The organism is Bradyrhizobium sp. USDA 327 (genome assembly GCF_041262065.1).
Taxonomy (GTDB): Bacteria; Pseudomonadota; Alphaproteobacteria; order Rhizobiales; family Xanthobacteraceae; genus Bradyrhizobium; species Bradyrhizobium liaoningense.
On sequence record NZ_JBGCCW010000001.1, the window covers coordinates 5,767,046 to 5,783,054 of the forward strand.

A 16,009-nucleotide genomic window follows, 5' to 3' on the forward strand; every position below is an offset into this window, starting at 1 on the left:
CAATTGCGCACCTGAGGTCTGGTCCTTCGGACCATCCCGGAATGACGGCCAACTTTTACGGCTGCTCCATCCGGGCCCTGAGGGCGTCGGCATCCGCCTTCGGCAGCGATTTCAGCGTCGGCTTGATGGTCTCGCCGCCGACGATCTTGCCGTTGCGCATGAACATCCAGTCCGAGATGTCGGCGTCGCTGAACGAGACCTTGTCGCCGGCGTGCTTGCCGGGCATGTCGCGCGGCTCGTTGCCGAAGAGGCCGGAATAGGTGCCATTTGGCAGCTTTTTCACCTCGCCAATCCAGATGTGCTCGCCACCCTTGCGGGTCGAGAAGCGCACCTTCAGGGCGTGCCCGGTCTCTGCCGGCTTCGCCGATTCGTAGGAGGCCCAGAAGGTCGGGAGCGTGCCCCGGGCCCGCGCAATCGCCGCGTTCATCTCGGGATCGCTGGTGCGCACGTCGACGATCGGCGAGCGGTCTTGCGCGACCACCTCGTGCGTCGGGCCGATGGCCAGGATGCCGAAGACGGAGAGGCCGGTGATTGCGGCGAGAACGACCCATTTCATGGGCTGGGAGAGTTTTGCTGCCATGATCGGAATGTCCAGGATGCTTGTTGTGTCCTGGCTTTGTCGCATGTCGGCAGCAGCGCGTTCAGTGCGCAATAAGCCACAAACGTTGCGCTTCTTACCCTCCCCTGGAGGGGGAGGGTCGGCTCGCATCTGAGCGGGCGCGAAGATGAGAGACGGGGTGGGGTGACGGTCTCTCCACATCGAACACTGCCCAAGTGGAGAAATCACCCCACCCCGCTCACGCTTCGCGCGATCGACCCTCCCCCTCCAGGGGAGGGTGAAGACCTCAAAACACCTTCCGGATCCAGTTGTGCGGATCGTTGGTGCGACCGTACTGGATGTCGACGAGCTGCTTGCGCAGGCCCATGGCGACCGGGCCGGCGGCGCCGCCCGAGATGTCGAAGTCGCCGCTCACCGAGCGCACCTTGCCGATCGGGGAGATCACCGCGGCGGTGCCGCAGGCGAAGGCTTCCTTCAGCCTGCCGCTGGCCGCATCCTTGCGCCACTGGTCGAGCGAGTACGGCTCCTCGCGCACGGTCTTGCCGGCATCGCGGGCGAGCGTGATGATGGAGTCGCGGGTGATGCCGGGCAGAATGGTGCCGAGCGGCGGCGTCGAGAGCGAGCCGTCGTCGAACACGAAGAACACGTTCATGCCGCCGAGCTCCTCGATGTAGCGGCGCTCGACCGAGTCGAGGAAGACGACCTGATCGCAGCCGTGCTGGATCGCTTCGGCCTGGGCGCGCAGGCTCGCGGCATAGTTGCCGCCGCATTTGACGGCGCCGGTGCCGCCGACCGCGGCGCGGGTATAATTCTCGGACACCCAGATCGAGACCGGCGCAGGCCCGCCCTTGAAGTAGGAGCCGACCGGCGAAGCGATCACCGCAAAAATGTAGTCGGACGACGGCTTGACGCCGAGGAAGTTCTCGCTCGCGATCATGAAGGGGCGCAGGTAAAGGCTGCCCTCGCCGCCCGGAATCCAGGCCCGGTCGATGCGCACGACCTGATCGACCGCCTCGATGAAGACGTCTTCCGGCAGCTGGGCCATTGCCATGCGGTCGGCCGAGTCCCTGAAGCGCCGCGCATTGGCGTCGGGGCGGAACAGGTTCACCCCGCCGTCGTCGCGCTTGTAGGCCTTGAGCCCCTCGAAGATTTCCTGGCGCGTAGTGCAGGACCGCGCCGGCCGGATCGAGCTGGAAGTTGGCGCGCGCCTCGATCCGCGCCTCGTACCAGCCGCCCTTGGCCTGGCTGTAGCGGACGATCGCCATGTGATCGGTGAAGACCCGTCCGAAGCCGGGGTCCACCAGCTTGGCGACGCGGTCCTTCTCAGGGGTTGGATTGGGTGCGGGCTGGATGTCGAATTTCATGCTCATGTCCTTGCCTCCCGCTGCCGGTGGCGGCGCTGTTCTGGCGCCCGCCTGCCCGATTTCGGGGCCCGGCTGGCTTCGATTGGTTTCTGCCGGACCACCGCCAGCCTTTTTACGGCCGGTTTCCGTGGACAGCATGTCGGCGAGGACATGCTTTTGCGGAAGGCGGAAGTCCAGTATGTTTTGCCGAAATGCCGCTCGACAATCGCACGGTAGATCTGATCCGGCCGTCGTCGCCTGTCCGGCTCTCTCCGGCGCCTTGCTTCGATGCTACCCGACGCGAAGCGATCTAAAATTTCGTGCGGGTCGATCGTTTTGTAACATTGAACCCAAGATACGTCAATATGCCTGACATAAATTTCGTGACTTCCCCTCACGACGCCGCCGAGCCCAGGCCGGCCGCAGACGGTGGAGGCAATTTGCGCTGGGATATCATCGAGCTGCTGTTCTTCGCCTACCGCGACTTCGTCGGCGATCCCGACCAGGAGCTGGAGGCGTTCGGCTTCGGCCGGGCCCACCACCGCGTCCTGCATTTCGTCTACCGCTATCCCGGCCTCAAGGTCGCCGATCTCCTCGACGTCCTGCGCATCACCAAGCAGTCGCTTGGCCGCGTGCTCAAGCAGCTGCTGGACGAGGGCTACATCGTGCAGAAGACCGGCGACAATGATCGCCGCCAGCGCCTGCTCTACGCGACGCCGAAGGGCGAGGCGCTGGTGCAGAAGCTCGCCGGCCTGCAGACCACGCGGATCAACAGGGCGCTCGCGGAGATGGCTCCGCAGGATGCCGAGACCGTGAAGCGCTTCCTGCGCGCGATGATCGACCGAGACGATCCGGACAAGGTGCTCGAGACGATCTTCGCTTCCGTCAACCACGACACAAAGGAGTGACCGTGTCGCTCGCTGCCACGCTCGCCCGCCCGCCGGTGCAACCCGCCGACGACGCCCCGCATCTGCTGCTGGTCGACGACGACCGCCGCATCCGCGATCTGCTCTCGCGCTTTCTCGCCAGTGAAGGCTACCGCGTCACCACCGCAGCGAGCGCCGGCGATGCACGCTCGAAACTGCTGGGCTTGCATTTCGACCTCCTGATCCTCGACGTCATGATGCCGGGCGAGACCGGCTTCGATCTCGCCCGCTTCATCCGGACCTCCTCCTCGGTGCCGATCGTGATGCTGACGGCGCGGCACGAGGCGGAAGCGCGCATCGAGGGCTTGCAGATCGGCGCCGACGATTACGTGGCAAAGCCATTCGAGCCGCGCGAGCTCGCGCTGCGCATCAACAACATCCTCAAGCGCGCCGCCCCGCCGCCACAGGTCGCGATCGTGGAGAAAATTGCCTTCGGTCCCTACGTCTACCATCTCGAGCGCGGCGAATTGCGCCAGGGCGAGGAGGTCATCCATCTCACCGACCGCGAGCGCGAGATGCTGCGGATTCTCTCGGAAACACCGGGAGAGACCGTGCCGCGCAGTGCGCTGACCGGCAACGGCAGCGTCAACGAGCGCGCCGTCGACGTGCAGATCAACCGCCTCAGGCGCAAGATCGAGACCGACCCCGCCAATCCGCTGTTTCTGCAGGCGGTGCGCGGCATCGGCTATCGGCTGGTGGCTTCGCCTTGAGACCTGAGCAGTGAAGCGCGACCGATGAGCACGATCGATACCGGCCTGACGCTGCTGCGAAGCGCCGCCGGCCGCGTCTCCGCCGTCAATGGCTGGATGGGCAACGCGTTCAAGGGCTGGATGCCGACCGGCCTCTACGCCCGCGCGCTTCTCATCATGATCGTGCCGATGGTGGTGCTGCAATCGGTCGTCGCCTTCGTGTTCATGGAACGGCACTGGAACACGGTGACGCGCCGTCTGTCGGCTGCGGTGGTGCAGGACATCGCTGCGCTGATCGATGTCTACAAGGGCTATCCGCAGGACAAGGACCGTGACCAGATCCGCCGCATCGCGCAGCAGCGACTCGGCCTCGTGGTCGATTTCCTGCCCCCCGGCGACATGCCGCCGCCGGGACCAAAACCGTTCTTCTCGCTGCTCGACCAGACGCTGTCGGTGCAGCTCGGCCGCCAGATCGGGCGCTCGTTCTGGATCGACACGGTCGGCCGCTCCAACCTCGTCGAGATCCGCATCCAGCTCGACGACGCCGTGATGCGCGTGTTCGCGCAGCGCAGCGCCGCCTATGCCTCGAACTCGGAGATCTTCCTGTTCTGGATGGTCGGGACGTCCTCGATCCTCTTGATCGTCGCGGTGCTGTTCCTGCGCAACCAGATCAAGCCGATCCTGCGCCTTGCCGATGCCGCCGAGAGCTTCGGCAAGGGCCGCGAGGCGCCGAACTTTCGCCCGAGGGGCGCGCGCGAGGTGCGGCGTGCGGCAGTCGCCTTCCTCGAAATGAAGTCGCGCATCGAGCGCACGATGGAGCAGCGTACCGCGATGCTCGCCGGCGTCAGCCACGATCTGCGCACCATCCTGACCCGCTTCAAGCTCGAGCTGGCGCTGATCGGCGACAGTCCGGAGCTCGAGGGCATGCGCAAGGATGTCGACGAGATGTCGATGATGCTGGAGGATTACCTCGCCTTCGCCCGCGGCGATTCCGGCGAGCAGTCGCAACCGACCGACATGGCCCAGGCCCTCGAAGAGCTGCGGAGCGATGCCGAACGCCACGGCCACATCGCGACCGTCGCGTTCCACGGCCTGCCCGTGGTGACGGTGAAGCCGGCCTCGTTCAAGCGCTGCCTCGCCAACCTCGTCACCAACGCGGCGCGCTACGGCAGGAACATCGCGATCACCGGCCAGCGCGATCACCGTTATTTGACCATCACGGTCGACGACGACGGCCCCGGCATTCCCGCTCACTTGCGCGAAGAGGTGTTCAAGCCGTTCCTGCGGCTGGACAACGCCCGCAACCAGGACGAAGGCGGCACCGGCCTCGGCCTCGCCATCGCCCGCGACATCGCCCGCTCGCATGGCGGCGACATCACGCTCGGCGACAGCCCGATGGGGGGACTAAGGGCGAGCGTGCGGATTCCGGTGTAGGTTGCTCCTGCCTCAAGAACGGGCGAGGGAGCCGCACCGCCTGCGCGGCGAGCAAATCCTACTTCGGCAGCAGCGCCTTCAGCTTGTCCATATCGCGCGTGTTCATCTTGAAGCCGCCGGGCATGACGATGTCACCGGGCTTCTGATCCGGCTTGCAGGCTCCCAGCCACTTGGCTTGCAGCGTCGTGGTGCTATCGCGCCCCGCCGCACCGGCAACGCCGCCTTTTGCGTGCGAAGTGGTCTTCACCGTGTAGGCCGAGTTGAAATCACCGGTGATTTCGGCATGCGAGGTCGTGCTGACGCCGGCGACGTTGCACTCGGAATCGCTGACATAGCCGGTCGCGGTCTTCTTGATCTCCTGCTTGGCGCAGATCTGCTTGGCCATCGGGGAGACGTTGTTGCTCATCTCCTTGTCGACGGTCTCGTCGGTGCAGTGCTGCATGGTCATCTCGGGCACCGGCGAGCCGGTCGTGACCAGCTTCATTTCCCAAAGACCAGCCTTGCGCACCGGCAAATCGTCGGCGCTCGCGGTGCCTGCCGACAACACGAGACAAGTGGCCGCGCCGAGCAAAGCGAGTTTGCACCTCATGTGGAGGGCTCCCGGCTGAGAGAGTGCGGACCTTCGACAGCGCCTCAGTAAAGCGTCCGGATCGGCTGCTCGGCGGCACCATAGGGCACCCAGCGGCAGGCGAAAGAGATGTAACCGCCGTCATAGCCCTGCACCGCCAGGAATTTGGCGACCTTGCCGTAGCGTGCGCAGTGATCGACAGCGACCTGACGCGCGTCGACCCGGGTCGCCATCGAATAGGCGATGATCCCGCCGGTGTCGTTGCCCTTGAACGGCGGCACGATATCGGCGCGCGCCGACTGGCTCGCCATCATACCCAGGGCAAGAAGGCCAGCGGCCGCAATGATTCGCATTCCCGTCACTCCAGTTGGCTGGCGCCAGTCTACGGTGCCGGGATGGAAGTGAAAAGAACAGAAGCCCGGTTAGCCGCGACGTCCTGGTCAACTCCTGGCCAAGTGTTGCCGCGCTGCACTTGACCTCCCCCGGCCTTCGCGGCACCGTCTGAGCTTCGCAAGACCTAAGCTGTCTGGATTGACCATGCGCGCCCCCTCCCCGAAATCGCTTCGCTTTGCCGCCCTGCTCGGCCTCATGTTCGGGGCGCTGTCGCTCGGCGAGGCCAAGGCCGCCAATCCACTTGAACTGAATTTCTGGCTGAGCGGACCGCGCTACGACGGCGCCGTCGTCGATTGCGACAAGGCTCTGCCGACGATCGCCACCCAGTTCTGGGAAAAAGAGAGCTCGTTCTGGAATTCCTCGTTGAAGATCACCGGCTTCTCCGCCGTTCACGAGGTCGCGTTCAGGCCCTGGCAGTCCGACAACATTCCCCGCCGCTATTGCACTGGCGATGCCATGCTCAATGACGGCAAGGTGCGCAAAGTGCACTTCTCGATCGCCGAGGATGCTGGTTTCGCCGGCTATGGCGATGGCGTCGAATGGTGCGTGGTCGGGCTCGACCGCAACTGGGCCTACAATCCGGCTTGCCGCGCCGCCAAGCCCTGATCCGAAGAGCGCCTGATTCGGGCTGACCAACCGGCAGACGACAGCCGCTTCGAATTTTGTTCTTGAAATGTTCTATTCGACTGCTAGGCTGTGTGCACAGTCTAGTTGAGGGGCGTTGCCATGTTTCATCCCAGATTGCGTTCGTTCTCCCGTTTGATGATCTCGCTGACCCTCGCCGCCGGGCTGGCAACGCTCGCCGGCGGCGCGAAAGCCCAGGACAAGCGGCAGAACGCGCCGGGCGAGTTCGACTTCTATGTGCTCGCGCTGTCATGGTCGCCCTCGTTCTGCGAAGAGGCGGCCGAGCGTGGCGGCCGTTCCCAGATCCAGTGCGGCGGACGGCCCTACGCTTTCGTCGTGCATGGGCTGTGGCCGCAATATGAGAATGGCTTCCCGGAATATTGCCAGCGGCCGGCGCCGCGGCTGAACCGCAACATCGTGTCCTCGATGCTCGATTTGATGCCGGCGCCGGGCCTGATCTTCAACGAATGGGACAAGCATGGCACCTGCTCGGGGCTCGAGGGCCGCAGCTATTTCGAGACGATCCGGAAAGCGCGCGCCGCGATCAAGATCCCGGCCGACTATCTCGATCTGTCGCAGGCCAAGACCGTAGCGCCGGCGGAGGTCGAGGAGGCCTTCATCAAGGCCAATCCGGGCCTCAGCAATGCCAGCATCTCGGTCACCTGCAACCGGACACGGCTGTCCGAGGTCCGCATCTGCCTCAGCAGGGACCTGCAGTTCCGCGCCTGCGACGAGATCGAGCGCCGCGCCTGCCGCCGCGACCAGGTGACGATGCCGCCGATCAGGGGCGGTTGAGGCCGACTGCTCCGATCGTCGTTTCGGGGCGCGCACCGCGCGAACTATGATGCGCAGCATCGCGCGATGTCGTAACTCTCCGCCATGAATTACCGCCACGCCTTCCACGCCGGCAGCTTCGCCGATGTCATCAAGCACATCGTGCTGGCGCGCATCCTCACTTATTTGCAGGACAAGCCGGCGGCGTTCCGCGTCATCGACACCCATGCCGGCGCCGGCCTCTACGATCTCGACAGCGACGAGGCGCGCCGGGGCGGCGAATGGCTGACCGGCATTGCGCGGCTGCTGCAGGCGCGCCTGTCGAACGAGACCGCGGCGCTGACCAAGCCCTATCTCGACATCGTCCGCGCCTTCAATCCGAAGGGCGAGCTCAAGGCCTATCCGGGCTCGCCGTTGATCGCACGCGGCCTGCTCAGGCCGCAGGACCGGCTCGTCGCCTGCGAGCTCGAGCCGAAGGCGCGGAAAGCGCTGATCGACGTGCTGCGCCGCGACGAACAGGCCCGCGTGGTCGATCTCGACGGCTGGGTGGCACTGCCGGCCTTCGTGCCGCCGAAGGAGCGGCGCGGCCTCGTGCTGATCGACCCGCCCTTCGAGGCCAAGGACGAGTTCGAACGGCTCGGCGAAGCCTTCTCGGCAGCTTTCGCGAAATGGCCAACCGGTATCTATGTAATCTGGTATCCCGCCAAGAGCCGGCGTGCCACCGACACGCTGGCGCAGCTCGTGGCGCGGCTCGCATCCGCAGCAAAACCGCCGGGAAAATGCCTGCGCCTCGAATTCAGCGCTGCGCCGCAAGTCGATGGCGGGCCCCTCACATCGACCGGGCTTTTGATCGTCAATCCGCCCTACACGCTGCAAGGCGAGCTCAAGACCATCCTGCCCGAACTGGAAATGCCGCTCGGCCAGGGCGGGGCTGCCAGATTCCGATTGGAGGTGCCCAAGCCTTAAAGCCAAGCCGTAACACTCCGGCATTCTTGGGAAAAATATGCAGGAACGGTAGTCAATCTGCGAAGAACCGTATTATGCTGTTTCCGTGACTGGCTTTACGTTCCGCTTCCGCGAATGGTTGCGGCGGAGTGAAGGCCTAAGAAAGATCCGGCCGGACCGATGGTCCGTCCAAGGATGGCCAGCTCCCGGGCTCCGTAAGGCCCGGTCATGTCGTGACGTGAGTCTGCGTCGCGGCGGAGGAGCAATGAGGGGGAGTTTCCCGATGGCCATGACGGGAACGGTCAAGTTCTTCAACGGCGAGCGCGGCTACGGTTTCATCAAGCCTGACGACGGCGGTCGCGATGTCTTCGTTCACATCACCGCTGTGGAGCGGGCGGGACTGAAGGACCTTGCCGAAGGACAGCGTATCACTTTCGAAGTCGAACCGGACAAGAAGGGGAAAGGGCCGAAGGCGGTCAACCTGGTGATCCTAGCCTAGGGAGCCTGGCGCAAAAAAATCCCGGCCGCGAGCGGCCGGGAGGCTGGTCCGGTATTTTCTTCTTGAGACGTCAGAAGTGATAGTTCACGCCTGCGCGGACAACGTTGGCGCTATAGCCGTTTGACACGCCCGTAATCGCGAACTGACTCGTGGACAGATCGATGTAGAGATATTCGAGCTTGACGCTCCAGTTCGGCGCGAGGCCCACTTCCGCGCCGGCACCGATGGTCCAGCCCGCGGTGGTGTGCGACTCCGTCCAGCCGAAGGTCTGCCCACGCAGCTCGCCGAACGCAAGGCCGGCGGTGCCGTAGAAGAGCACGTTGCTGAACGCATATCCCGCGCGGCCGCGCAGGGTGCCGAACCACGGATTGGAGAATTTCCACGGCGCGAAGGTGTCGTCGGCGCCGGCGGCCTGGATGTCGCCCTCGACACCAAACACCCACGGGCCGTTCTGGAAATTGTAGCCGGCTTGCACGCCGCCGACGAAGCCCGACGGCTTCGAGGGGTTGTTGTCGACCGAGCCCCATTCATAACCGATGTTGCCGCCAAGATAGGGGCCCGCCCAGCTATAGGCATTGAGCGGCTGGTTAACGGTGTAGGGCGCACGTTGCCCATAACTGAGATCGGCGGCCTCTGCCGAAGCCGTCCAGCCGGCTGCAACCAACGCGGCCGCGCCCACAACGAGCCCCTTCATCACTCACTCCAACGCAACTGTCGCAACCTGCACGATGCCTGCGCCGCCGCGCCGGCCCGGCCGCATGGTTACGGAACCAAGAACTTTTCGCGTAGGATTTATCGAGAGTTTTAAGTTAAAGGGCTGTTAAGTCGGGTTACTGCGCTGTTAACAGACTTAAGGAAGCGTTACCGGGACCTGTGCGTGCGGCAGGGCCGGAACTTCAAATCGACACCCCCAGCGCCTAAATTCGTCCCATGGTTCACGATTCCACCGACAATCCGGACGACGCACGCGCGCGCAAATCCCGGCGCGGCATGGCACCGGATGGCCCCCAGGAGATCCAACAGGAAACGGCGCCGCCGGACCTCGATCCCGCCAGCGCAAGCGGCGACGACGAGGACGATGCGCGGCTGCCTGATATCCTGGAAGAGAGTGGTGCCGTCGGCGAAGGCCCGCTCGCGACCGGCCACGAGGCGATCGAACGCGCGGTTCGGCTCGCCCCCACCTCGCCCGGCGTCTATCGCATGCTCAATGCGAATTCCGACGTGCTCTACGTCGGCAAGGCCAAGAACGTCAAAAAGCGCCTGTCCAGCTATGCGCGCCAGAGTGCGCCGCTGCCGGCCCGCATCCTGCGCATGATCGCCGCCACCGTCACCGTGGAGATCGTCTCGACCAACACCGAGACCGAGGCGCTGCTGCTCGAGGCGAACCTCATCAAGCAGCTGCGGCCGCGCTTCAACGTTCAGCTGCGCGACGACAAGTCGTTTCCCTATATCCTGATCACCGGCGACCATTGGGCGCCGCAGATCCTGAAACATCGCGGCGCGCAGACCCGGCCCGGGCGCTATTTCGGCCCGTTCGCCTCCGCGGGCGCGGTCAACCGAACCATCACGGCGCTGCAGCGCGCATTCCTGATCCGGTCCTGCACCGATTCCTTCTTCGAGAGCCGCAGCCGGCCCTGCCTGCTCTACCAGATCCGCCGCTGCGCCGGCCCCTGCACCCGCGAGATCGATTTTCCCGGCTATACGACACTCGTGCGCGAGGCGACCGACTTCCTCTCCGGCAAGAGCCATGCGGTGAAGCAGGAGCTTGCCGGGGAGATGGAGAAGGCGGCCAACGAGCTCGAATTCGAGCGCGCCGCGCTCTACCGCGACCGCCTTGCTGCGCTCTCGGCGATCCAGTCGCAGCAGGGCATCAATCCGCGCACAGTGGAAGAAGCCGACGTGTTCGCCATCCACCAGGAGGGTGGCTTCTCCTGCGTCGAGGTGTTCTTCTTCCGCACCGGCCAGAACTGGGGCAACCGCGCCTATTTCCCACGCGCGGAAAAGACCTTTACGCCGGAAGAAGTGCTCGGCTCGTTCCTCGCCCAGTTCTACGACGACAAGCCGCCCCCGAAGAACATCCTGCTGTCGCACGAGATCGAGGAGAGCGAGCTGCTCGGCAATGCGCTGTCGATCAAGGCCGGCCACAAGGTCGAGGTCACGGCGCCCAAGCGCGGCGAGAAGAAGGAGCTCGTCACCCACGCGCTGACCAATGCGCGCGAGGCGCTCGGCCGCAAGCTCGCGGACACCGCGACGCAAGGCCGCCTGCTGGACGCCATGGCCGCGACGTTGAACCTGCCGCACCCGCCCAAGCGCATCGAGGTCTACGACAACAGCCACATCCAGGGCACCAATGCGGTCGGTGCCATGATCGTCGCGGGACCCGACGGCTTCGTGAAGAATCAGTACCGCAAGTTCAACATCAAGTCGGAAGGACTGACGCCCGGCGACGATTACGCCATGATGCGCGAAGTGCTGGAGCGCCGCTTCAAGCGCCTGATCAATCCGCCCGAGGAGGGTGCAGCCAAGGCGAAGGACGACGACTTCCCGCAATGGCCCGACCTCGTGATCATCGACGGCGGCCGCGGGCAGCTCAACGCCGTCCGCGAGATCTTTGCAAATCTCGGCCTGACGGAGGTGTCGCTGATGTCGGTCGCCAAGGGACCGGACCGGGATGCCGGCCGTGAGACCCTGTTCATGCCGGAACGCGAGGCCATCAAGCTCGAGCCGCGCGATCCCGTGCTCTATTTCATTCAGCGCCTGCGCGACGAGGCCCACCGCTTCGTCATCGGTTCGCACCGCAAGCTGCGCAAGAAGGACATCCGCGAGGCCGGCTTGCAGGAGATTCCGGGCATCGGCCCGTCACGCAAACGTGCCTTGCTGCATCATTTCGGGACCCTGAAGGAGATCGAGCGGGCCTCGATCGCCGATCTCGGCAAGGTTCCGGGGGTGAGCGCCGAGAGCGCCCGCAGGATTTTCGAGTATTTCCATCCCCAGCCGGGATGAACTAAAGGGGGACCGCGGTCATATGGTCGTCGTATCCCGCACCCATCTGGGAAGCGGAACGGTTGACCTTCAGGCCCGAGCGGTATTGGTAGGACGGATGAACATCGCCACGACACGAGGGACGACCAGGCGCGCGATGTCCCTCCCGAACATCCTGACCTATGGCCGGATCGCCGCGATTCCGGTCGTGGTCGGATGCATTTACGCGCAGTCCATCCTGGATCAGCCGCTGTGGCTGCGCTGGGTCGCGGTCGCCATCTTCATTGCGGCTGCGGTCACCGACTACCTCGACGGCTATTACGCGCGGATCTGGAATCAGCAATCGGCATTCGGCCGGATGCTCGATCCGATCGCCGACAAGCTGCTGGTCGCCTCCTGCCTGCTGATGCTCGCCGCCGACGGCATCATCCACGGCTGGTCGCTGTGGGCCGCCATCGTGATCCTGTGCCGCGAGATCCTGGTCTCGGGCCTGCGCGAATACCTCGCTGCGCTCCGCGTCAGCGTGCCCGTGACCAAGCTTGCGAAGTGGAAGACCACGGTCCAGCTGGTTGCGATCGGCTTCCTGCTCGCCGGCCCGGCTGGCGACGAGGTGCTGCCCGTCGTCTCGATGATCGGGCTGGCGCTGTTGTGGGCCTCGGCGATCCTCACCATCTACACCGGCTACGACTATTTCCGTGCGGGCATCCATCACCTCATCAAGGAGGACGAGGGATGAAGGTGAAGTATTTCGCCTGGGTGCGCGAGCGCGTCGGCAAGGCCGAGGAGACGATCGAGCCGCCCCCGAACGTGCGCACCGTCGAGGATCTGATCGCCTGGCTGTCCGGCCAGGGCGAGGCTTATGCGTATGCGTTCGAGAAGCCAAAGGTGATCCGCACCGCGATCGACCACGCCCACGTCAAATCAGACGCCGCGATCGCGGGCGCCCGCGAGATCGCGTTCTTCCCGCCGATGACCGGCGGCTAGGCTCATGACCTGCCCCGTCACCATCCGCATCCAGGAAGACGATTTCGACATCGCGCGCGAGATCGCGCTCCTGACGAACAGCCGCACTGACATCGGCGCGGTCGTGAGCTTCTCCGGCATCTGCCGCGCCGACGAGGACAGCGCCAAAGTCGCCGCGCTCGCGCTCGAACATTATCCCGGCATGGCAGAAGAGGAGATCGGGCGCCATGTCGACGAGGCAACCTCGCGCTGGCCGCTGAACGGCGTCACGGTGATCCACCGCGTCGGCCGCTTCATGCCCGGCCAGAACATCGTGCTGGTGCTGACCGCCTCGCAGCACCGACAGGCCGCGTTCCAGGCGGCCGAGTTCCTGATGGACTACCTCAAGACCAGCGCGCCGTTCTGGAAGAAGGAAGAGAGCGCCACCGGCACGGGCTGGGTCGAGGCCCACGCCCGCGACGACGAAGCGGCCGCGCGCTGGACGAAATCCTGATGGCAAAAGCCTCCAAGAGAACCCCGCGCGGCCGCGCCGCGCCGAGGCTTGCGAAAGTCGGACGCGGCGAGCTTCTCACGCTGCTCGACTTCGTCCGCTACGCGGTGAGCCGCTTCGTCGAAGCCAGGCTCGCTTTTGCCCATGGCACCACCGATCCAGTCGCGGAAGCCGCCTTCCTGGTCTGCGAGGCGCTGCATCTCAATCCCGAACAGTTCGAGGCCTTCGCCAAGGCCCGCGTCACGGCCGCCGAGAGCAAGATTCTGCTCGACCTGATCCACAAGCGCGTCACCACACGCAAACCGGCCGCCTATCTCGTCAACAAGATCTATATGCGCGGCCTGCCCTTCTATGTCGACGAGCGGGTCATCGTTCCGCGCTCCTTCATCGGCGAGCTCCTGGATTCGCATTTCGGCAGCGAGGGCGAGGCCGGCTCGCTGATCGACGACCCCACGGCGGTCGCGCGCGTGCTCGACCTCTGCACGGGATCGGGATGCCTCGCCATCCTCGCCGCGCATCATTTCCCGAACGCCACCGTCGATGCCGTCGACATCTCCAAGGGGGCACTTGAAGTCGCCGCGCGCAATGTCGGCGAATACGGGCTCGAGGACCGGATCACCCTCTATCGCGGCGACCTGTTCGCCCCGCTCGGCGACAACAGATACGACCTGATCATCACCAATCCGCCTTACGTCGATGCCGAAGGCATGGCGGCGTTGCCGCCGGAGTGCCGGGCCGAGCCGAAGCTCGCCTTCGACGGCGGCGCCGATGGTCTCGACGTGGTGCGCCGCATCCTGCGCGATGCGCCCGATCACCTGACGCCGGATGGCGGGTTGATCTGCGAGATCGGCCGCGGCCGCGAACTGGTCGACGAAGCCTTTCCGGAGCTGCCGCTGCTCTGGCTGGACACCGAGGATTCCGAGGGCGAGGTGTTCTGGATCGCAGCCGCCGATCTCGGCTGATTCAGCACGACGGATCACGCTCCGTCGGAACAAGTCAAATACCGCCACGTTCATCCCCCGAGGAATTTTCTCAATCTCGGAGGATGTCCGCATGCTCGCGCCATCGGGCGAACTGCTGCGCGCCGGCATGGCGCTCAAGCTCAATCACGTCAAACGCGCCGCCCAATCCTATTTGCGTGACCAGACCAGCCACGCAACCGGAAAGGTGACATCCTACGCGGTGGCCGGCGGACTGTTTGCGGTCGCGGGCCTGTTCGTTGTCGCAGCTTTTTTCGTCGGACTGATCGCCCTGTACCGCTGGATCGCGATCAGTTACGGCCAATTCTGGGGTTTTGGTGCCGTCGGCGCCCTGCTGCTGGCGCTGGCTGCGGTCTGTGCCGGGGTGGCAATGGCGCAGATGAAACGCAAGGCCAAGCCGATCGTGCCGCTTGCGAGCCGTCTGCGCGTCGCGATCGCGACGCCGCGGATCCCACGTGGAACGGTCAAGCAGGCGGTGAAGGAGGTCGCAACGACGATTCCCCTCGTGCCGCTAGCGCCGGGTGAGCGCGGTCATGGCAGCAAAGGTTATGACAGCAAGGCTTGGCCGGTCCGCGCCAACCGCCCCGTGCAACTTGGCCTGATGCTCGCAGCCGTCGGCCTGGTCGGGCTGACGGCCGTCCGCCGGCGGCGCCACAGGCAAAGCCTCGAGGCGTGATGCTGGTGCGTCGCTCCGAGCAGATCGATTCCTGGCTGCTGGTGGCGGCGACGGCCGTCTTCGTGCTGACGGCGGAGCGCTACTTTCAGGACTCGGGCCTGATCCGGTCGGGGCCCCCGCAAGACCACCGCAAAGGCGAAGCGAATTCACCGGAAACGCACCCGGCCGGTGCGGCGACGCAGCCCGGCCGGGGCCGCCATGCGAAGAGCCCGTTCACGATCCCCTGGGCGGGTTGGAAGGATATCTTCTGGCGGACCTATCAGCGCATCGACGACGATCGCCTGCTCGCGACGGCGGGCGGCGTCGTCTTCTTCGGGCTGCTCGCCATCTTCCCCGCCGTCACGGCGCTCGTCTCCTCCTATGGCCTGTTCGCCAATCCGGCGACGATCAGCGCCAACCTCCACACGCTTGCGACCATGCTGCCCGAGGGCTCGTACCAGATCGTCGAGGATCAGGTCGCGCGCGTGGTGTCGAACGGCAACACCACGCTGGGTGTCACGTTCCTGTTCGGCCTGCTGCTTGCGATCTGGAGCGCCAATGCCGGTGTCAAGGCGATCCTCGACGCCCTCAACGTCGCCTATGAGGAACGCGAGAAGCGCAGCTTCATCCGGCTGAACATGGTCTCGCTGGCATTTACCGTCGGCGGCATCGTGGCGCTGCTGTTGATGGTGGGGGCCGTGGTCGCCTTCCCGCTTGCGCTCAATCATCTCGGCATGGCGCCTGAAAGCAAGCTGGTCGTGGCGCTGGCACGATGGCCGCTCCTGTTCCTGATCCTGCTCGTCGCACTCGCCATCCTCTACCGCTTCGCTCCCAGCCGTGACGCGCCGCGCTGGCAATGGCTGAGCCTCGGCGCCGTGACGGCCGCGATCCTCTGGATCGCCGGTTCGGCCCTGCTCTCCTGGTACCTCTCGGAATTCGCCAATTACAACGCGACCTACGGCTCTCTGGGCGCTGCGATCGGCCTGATGATGTGGATGTGGATGTCGGCGATCGTCATCATGTTCGGCGCCGAGCTGAATTCGGAGATCGAGCGGCAGACGCTGCGCGACACGACCACCGGGCGACCAAAACCGCTCGGCAGCCGCGAAGCCGTCTCGGCCGACACGGTCGGCGCCACCGCGCCATTTTGACCGGTGGCGGTCAGGCCGGAGCCGGCCCGACCGC

The 16,009-nt window shown here is 65.1% G+C and carries 18 protein-coding genes and 1 pseudogene; 14 read left to right on the plus strand and 5 right to left on the minus strand.

The annotated features are described in order from the left end of the window. Positions 1 to 55: 55 nt before the first annotated feature. Both ABIA42_RS27230 and ABIA42_RS27235 read right to left on the minus strand, forming a co-directional pair. Positions 56 to 580: a YegJ family protein gene (locus ABIA42_RS27230; protein WP_271532035.1), complete on the minus strand. Its 525-nt coding sequence runs from the start codon at positions 578 to 580 to the stop codon at positions 56 to 58. 265 nt (positions 581 to 845) lie between these two features. Continuing rightward, positions 846 to 1,929, minus strand: a pseudogene (locus ABIA42_RS27235) (branched-chain amino acid aminotransferase). A gap of 338 nt (positions 1,930 to 2,267) precedes the next feature. Here ABIA42_RS27235 and ABIA42_RS27240 point away from each other — a divergent pair. Genes ABIA42_RS27240 through ABIA42_RS27250 form a run of 3 tightly spaced genes read left to right on the plus strand, consistent with a single transcriptional unit; the run spans position 2,268 to position 4,951 of the window. Further along, positions 2,268 to 2,810: a MarR family winged helix-turn-helix transcriptional regulator gene (locus ABIA42_RS27240; protein WP_370119310.1), complete on the plus strand. Its 543-nt coding sequence runs from the start codon at positions 2,268 to 2,270 to the stop codon at positions 2,808 to 2,810. Continuing rightward, on the plus strand, positions 2,807 to 3,538 hold the full coding sequence (locus ABIA42_RS27245; protein WP_271532029.1) for a response regulator: 732 nt from the start codon (positions 2,807 to 2,809) through the stop codon (positions 3,536 to 3,538). Before ABIA42_RS27240 ends, ABIA42_RS27245 begins: the two co-directional genes overlap by 4 nt. Before the next feature lie 24 nt (positions 3,539 to 3,562). Then, on the plus strand, positions 3,563 to 4,951 hold the full coding sequence (locus ABIA42_RS27250; RefSeq protein ID WP_370119307.1) for an ATP-binding protein: 1,389 nt from the start codon (positions 3,563 to 3,565) through the stop codon (positions 4,949 to 4,951). A gap of 58 nt (positions 4,952 to 5,009) precedes the next feature. On the opposite strand, the gene ABIA42_RS27255 is transcribed toward ABIA42_RS27250, so the two are convergent. Then, entirely contained in the window at positions 5,010 to 5,540 is a 531-nt protein-coding gene (locus ABIA42_RS27255) for a DUF3617 domain-containing protein (protein ID WP_370119304.1), read from the minus strand. A gap of 44 nt (positions 5,541 to 5,584) precedes the next feature. Then, a complete protein-coding gene (locus ABIA42_RS27260; protein WP_028176635.1) occupies positions 5,585 to 5,872 on the minus strand; it encodes a hypothetical protein in 288 nt (95 codons plus the stop codon). 184 nt (positions 5,873 to 6,056) lie between these two features. Between ABIA42_RS27260 and ABIA42_RS27265 the strand changes: the two genes are divergently transcribed. From ABIA42_RS27265 to ABIA42_RS27280, 4 genes are all read left to right on the plus strand, one after another. Continuing rightward, positions 6,057 to 6,518 carry a hypothetical protein gene (locus tag ABIA42_RS27265; protein WP_370119302.1) on the plus strand — a complete coding sequence of 154 codons (462 nt, stop codon included), beginning with the start codon at positions 6,057 to 6,059 and terminating at the stop codon, positions 6,516 to 6,518. 120 nt (positions 6,519 to 6,638) lie between these two features. Then, on the plus strand, positions 6,639 to 7,331 hold the full coding sequence (locus tag ABIA42_RS27270) for a ribonuclease T (RefSeq protein ID WP_370143672.1): 693 nt from the start codon (positions 6,639 to 6,641) through the stop codon (positions 7,329 to 7,331). 84 nt (positions 7,332 to 7,415) lie between these two features. Beyond that, complete coding sequence (locus tag ABIA42_RS27275; RefSeq protein WP_370119299.1) at positions 7,416 to 8,276, plus strand: 23S rRNA (adenine(2030)-N(6))-methyltransferase RlmJ; 861 nt, start codon at positions 7,416 to 7,418, stop codon at positions 8,274 to 8,276. Between the two features lie 262 nt (positions 8,277 to 8,538). Then, a complete protein-coding gene (locus tag ABIA42_RS27280; RefSeq protein WP_028176631.1) occupies positions 8,539 to 8,754 on the plus strand; it encodes a cold-shock protein in 216 nt (71 codons plus the stop codon). 70 nt (positions 8,755 to 8,824) lie between these two features. Here ABIA42_RS27280 and ABIA42_RS27285 read toward each other — a convergent pair whose 3' ends face one another. Continuing rightward, positions 8,825 to 9,448, minus strand: a complete 624-nt coding sequence (locus ABIA42_RS27285; RefSeq protein ID WP_028176630.1) for an outer membrane protein — start codon at positions 9,446 to 9,448, stop codon at positions 8,825 to 8,827. 236 nt (positions 9,449 to 9,684) lie between these two features. Here ABIA42_RS27285 and uvrC point away from each other — a divergent pair, with 236 nt between their 5' ends. The 7 genes from uvrC (at position 9,685) to ABIA42_RS27320 (ending at position 15,975) form a co-directional block, all read left to right on the plus strand. After that, the gene (gene uvrC / locus ABIA42_RS27290) at positions 9,685 to 11,757 is read left to right on the plus strand and encodes an excinuclease ABC subunit UvrC (protein ID WP_370119295.1); all 2,073 of its coding nucleotides are present in this window, start codon (positions 9,685 to 9,687) and stop codon (positions 11,755 to 11,757) included. A 97-nt stretch (positions 11,758 to 11,854) separates the two neighbouring features. Then, positions 11,855 to 12,472 carry a CDP-diacylglycerol--glycerol-3-phosphate 3-phosphatidyltransferase gene (gene pgsA, locus ABIA42_RS27295; RefSeq protein ID WP_271532012.1) on the plus strand — a complete coding sequence of 206 codons (618 nt, stop codon included), beginning with the start codon at positions 11,855 to 11,857 and terminating at the stop codon, positions 12,470 to 12,472. Continuing rightward, on the plus strand, positions 12,469 to 12,720 hold the full coding sequence (moaD, locus tag ABIA42_RS27300; protein WP_194391510.1) for a molybdopterin converting factor subunit 1: 252 nt from the start codon (positions 12,469 to 12,471) through the stop codon (positions 12,718 to 12,720). The genes pgsA and moaD overlap by 4 nt, the downstream gene beginning before the upstream one ends. Positions 12,721 to 12,724: 4 nt before the next feature. Further along, the gene (locus tag ABIA42_RS27305) at positions 12,725 to 13,192 is read left to right on the plus strand and encodes a molybdenum cofactor biosynthesis protein MoaE (protein ID WP_271532008.1); all 468 of its coding nucleotides are present in this window, start codon (positions 12,725 to 12,727) and stop codon (positions 13,190 to 13,192) included. Beyond that, positions 13,192 to 14,151 carry a 50S ribosomal protein L3 N(5)-glutamine methyltransferase gene (gene prmB, locus ABIA42_RS27310; protein ID WP_271532006.1) on the plus strand — a complete coding sequence of 320 codons (960 nt, stop codon included), beginning with the start codon at positions 13,192 to 13,194 and terminating at the stop codon, positions 14,149 to 14,151. Before ABIA42_RS27305 ends, prmB begins: the two co-directional genes overlap by 1 nt. A gap of 91 nt (positions 14,152 to 14,242) precedes the next feature. Next, on the plus strand, positions 14,243 to 14,845 hold the full coding sequence (locus ABIA42_RS27315; RefSeq protein ID WP_271532004.1) for a phage holin family protein: 603 nt from the start codon (positions 14,243 to 14,245) through the stop codon (positions 14,843 to 14,845). Beyond that, a complete protein-coding gene (locus ABIA42_RS27320) occupies positions 14,845 to 15,975 on the plus strand; it encodes a YihY/virulence factor BrkB family protein (RefSeq protein ID WP_370119289.1) in 1,131 nt (376 codons plus the stop codon). The genes ABIA42_RS27315 and ABIA42_RS27320 overlap by 1 nt, the downstream gene beginning before the upstream one ends. The last annotated feature ends 34 nt before the right edge of the window (positions 15,976 to 16,009 follow it).

Coding starts and splice junctions, on each gene's coding strand:
- ABIA42_RS27260 (WP_028176635.1), bottom strand. CDS start 5,872: ATGCGAATCATTGCGGCCGCTGGCCTTCTTGCCCTGGGTATGATGGCG.
- prmB (WP_271532006.1), top strand. CDS start 13,192: ATGGCAAAAGCCTCCAAGAGAACCCCGCGCGGCCGCGCCGCGCCGAGG.
- ABIA42_RS27305 (WP_271532008.1), top strand. CDS start 12,725: ATGACCTGCCCCGTCACCATCCGCATCCAGGAAGACGATTTCGACATC.
- ABIA42_RS27315 (WP_271532004.1), top strand. CDS start 14,243: ATGCTCGCGCCATCGGGCGAACTGCTGCGCGCCGGCATGGCGCTCAAG.
- uvrC (WP_370119295.1), top strand. CDS start 9,685: ATGGTTCACGATTCCACCGACAATCCGGACGACGCACGCGCGCGCAAA.
- ABIA42_RS27285 (WP_028176630.1), bottom strand. CDS start 9,448: ATGAAGGGGCTCGTTGTGGGCGCGGCCGCGTTGGTTGCAGCCGGCTGG.
- ABIA42_RS27230 (WP_271532035.1), bottom strand. CDS start 580: ATGGCAGCAAAACTCTCCCAGCCCATGAAATGGGTCGTTCTCGCCGCA.
- ABIA42_RS27250 (WP_370119307.1), top strand. CDS start 3,563: ATGAGCACGATCGATACCGGCCTGACGCTGCTGCGAAGCGCCGCCGGC.
- ABIA42_RS27240 (WP_370119310.1), top strand. CDS start 2,268: ATGCCTGACATAAATTTCGTGACTTCCCCTCACGACGCCGCCGAGCCC.
- moaD (WP_194391510.1), top strand. CDS start 12,469: ATGAAGGTGAAGTATTTCGCCTGGGTGCGCGAGCGCGTCGGCAAGGCC.
- ABIA42_RS27265 (WP_370119302.1), top strand. CDS start 6,057: ATGCGCGCCCCCTCCCCGAAATCGCTTCGCTTTGCCGCCCTGCTCGGC.
- ABIA42_RS27270 (WP_370143672.1), top strand. CDS start 6,639: ATGTTTCATCCCAGATTGCGTTCGTTCTCCCGTTTGATGATCTCGCTG.
- ABIA42_RS27280 (WP_028176631.1), top strand. CDS start 8,539: ATGGCCATGACGGGAACGGTCAAGTTCTTCAACGGCGAGCGCGGCTAC.
- ABIA42_RS27255 (WP_370119304.1), bottom strand. CDS start 5,540: ATGAGGTGCAAACTCGCTTTGCTCGGCGCGGCCACTTGTCTCGTGTTG.
- ABIA42_RS27275 (WP_370119299.1), top strand. CDS start 7,416: ATGAATTACCGCCACGCCTTCCACGCCGGCAGCTTCGCCGATGTCATC.
- pgsA (WP_271532012.1), top strand. CDS start 11,855: ATGAACATCGCCACGACACGAGGGACGACCAGGCGCGCGATGTCCCTC.
- ABIA42_RS27320 (WP_370119289.1), top strand. CDS start 14,845: ATGCTGGTGCGTCGCTCCGAGCAGATCGATTCCTGGCTGCTGGTGGCG.